This is a genomic window from Streptomyces sp. NPDC058289, from assembly GCF_042880975.1.
Taxonomy (GTDB): domain Bacteria; phylum Actinomycetota; class Actinomycetes; order Streptomycetales; family Streptomycetaceae; genus Streptomyces; species Streptomyces stoeckheimensis.
Map to the genome: position 1 here is coordinate 1 of NZ_JBHVYI010000197.1, position 2,650 is coordinate 2,650.

Consider the following 2,650-nt stretch of genomic DNA (forward strand, 5'->3'; position numbering starts at 1 on the left):
GCCGTCGACCGTCCGCACCCACCGCATCACTGCACGCATCGACCTGGAAGGAAGCCCCTGTGGCCACCTCCGTACGGGCGGCGGGTGGCGGCTCCGCGCCGCCCGCCGCACAAGCCCCGGGCTCCAGCTCCGGCCCCGGCTCCCACAGGCAGCGGCCCTCGGGCCGGAGCGGTTGGCGCAGCACGCTCTACCGCCTCGATCTGAAGGCGATCCCGTACGTCTTCGTCGCTCCCTTCTTCCTCACCTTCGCGGCCTTCGGGCTCTTCCCCCTGATCTACACGGGCTGGCTCTCGCTCCACCGGGTCGAACTCGGCGGCAGCGCACAGTGGAAGGGGCTGGAGAACTACAGCTCCCTGGCCACCAGCGAGTTCTTCTGGAACGCGCTCGGCAACACCTTCACCATCGGCGTGATCTCCACCGTTCCCCAGCTGCTGATGGCCCTCGGCCTCGCGCACCTGCTCAACTACAAACTGCGGGGCCGCGGCTTCTTCCGCGTCGCCATCCTCGCCCCGTACGCCACCTCGATCGCGGCGGCGACGCTCGTCTTCGCCCAGCTCTTCAACACCGACTACGGACTGATCAACACGGCCCTGGGCTGGGTCGGCTTCGAACCGGTTGCCTGGGAATCCTCCAAGTGGCCCGCACAGATAGCCATTTCGACGATCGTCACCTGGCGTTGGACCGGCTACAACGCGCTCATCTACCTCGCGGCCATGCAGGCCGTGCCTCAGGACCTCTACGAGGCCGCAGCCCTGGACGGGGCCTCGCGCTGGCGGCAGTTCCTCAGCGTCACCATTCCCTCCATCCGGCCGACGATCCTCTTCACGGTCATCGTCTCCACCATCGGCGCCACCCAGCTCTTCGGCGAGCCGATGCTCTTCGGCGGCAGCGTCGGCATCAGCGGGGGCAGCGGAAACCAGTTCCAGACGCTGAGCCTGCTCATGTACGAGAAGGGCTGGGTGACCGGCGCGTTGGGCCAGGCCTCCGCCATCGCATGGGTCATGCTCCTGCTCCTCCTGCTCATCGGCGGAATCCAGGCGCTGATCGCTCGCTCGAACCGCAATCGCAGCCACCGCCGTAGCAGCCGATCCGGCCACATCCGCACGAAGGCGGGGAGCTGAACCCATGACCCGCACACTCGAAAAGACCACCGCCGCGGCGCCGCGCGCAAGGCGTCTTCGCTCATCGGCGGGCCGTCAGCACCACGCGGGACCGCTGACGTACGTCCTCCTCGGCGTGGCCGCCCTCGTCTCCCTCTTCCCGCTCTACTGGAACCTCGTGGCCGCCTCGCACACAGGCGAGCGCGTGGTCGAGGCCCCGGCCCCGCTCCTGCCCGGCCCCCGGCTCTTCGACAACCTCACCTTCGCCTGGAACCAGGTCGACATGGGCGAGGCACTGGTCAACACGACCATCGTCGCCTCGCTCGTGGCCCTGTCCACCGTCCTGTTCTCCACCCTGGCCGGCTTCGCCTTCGCCAAACTGCCCTTCAAGGGCCGCGGCGCCCTACTGGCCCTCGTGGTCGCCACCATGACCATCCCGCCGCAGCTCAGCGTCATCCCGCTCTACCAGATCATCACCGACCTCGGCTGGGTCGACCAGCTCCAGTCCGTCGTCCTGCCCTCGCTGGTCGCCGCCTTCGGCGTGTTCTTCATGCGCCAGTACCTCATCGAGGCGCTGCCGGTGGAGCTCGTGGAAGCGGCCAGGATGGACGGCGCCCACAGCCTGCGCATCATCTGGCACGTGGTCTTCCCCGTCGCCCGGCCCGCGATGGCGGTCCTCGGAATGCTCGTCTTCGTCCAGGCATGGAACGACTTCTTCTGGCCGTTCATCGCCCTGACCCCCGACGGGAATCCGACCCTCCAGGTCGCCCTCGCCGGCCTCGGCGCCGGAAACCACACCGTCGACCAGGCCGTCGTACTGACCGGCGCGCTCATCTCCACGCTGCCACTGCTGCTCGTCTTCGCCGTACTCGGCAAGCACATCGTGGGCGGCATCACCGCCGGCGCCGTCAAGAACTGACCGCGTTCATCGAGGAACGACCTGCCTCGTCGGCCTGTTCGCGCCCCTTCTTCCGGCACCGGTTCATCCGGCACGACTTCAACCACACTTACGTTGGGAGCGCTCTCCTATGACCGCGTCCGAGACCCGGCCACTCACCGCCACCCGCACCTTCCCGCCCAATTTCCTGTGGGGCACGGCCACCGCCGCCTACCAGATCGAAGGCGCCGCCCGTGAGGACGGCCGGACCCCGTCCATCTGGGACACCTTCTCGCACACCCCGGGCAAGGTCTTCGAAGGCCACACCGGTGACGTGGCCGTGGACCACTACCACCGCTTCCCCGAGGACGTCCGACTGATGTCCGAACTCGGCCTGGGAGCCTACCGGTTCTCCGTCTCCTGGTCGCGCGTCCAGCCGACCGGTCGCGGCCCGGCCGTCCAGAAGGGCCTCGACTTCTACCGCAAGCTGGTCGACGAGCTGCTCGCCGCCGGCATCACCCCCGCCCTCACCCTCTACCACTGGGACCTCCCCCAGGACTTGGAGGACGCGGGCGGCTGGCCCGAGCGCGCCACCGCCGAGCGCTTCGCCGAGTACGCGGGCATCGTCGCCGACGCCCTCGGAGACCGGGTCAAGCACTGGATCACCCTCAAC

General features: G+C 68.6%; 3 protein-coding genes. All 3 read left to right on the plus strand.

What is annotated here, in order from left to right:
- Window positions 1-59: 59 nt before the first annotated feature.
- Complete coding sequence (locus tag ACFVX6_RS40745) at window positions 60-1,121, plus strand: carbohydrate ABC transporter permease (RefSeq protein ID WP_389699634.1); 1,062 nt, start codon at window positions 60-62, stop codon at window positions 1,119-1,121.
- A 4-nt stretch (window positions 1,122-1,125) separates the two neighbouring features.
- Entirely contained in the window at window positions 1,126-2,019 is an 894-nt protein-coding gene (locus tag ACFVX6_RS40750; RefSeq protein ID WP_389699632.1) for a carbohydrate ABC transporter permease, read from the plus strand.
- Between the two features lie 109 nt (window positions 2,020-2,128).
- A partial coding sequence (locus ACFVX6_RS40755) for a glycoside hydrolase family 1 protein (protein WP_389699633.1) occupies window positions 2,129-2,650 on the plus strand: 522 nt, incomplete at its 3' end.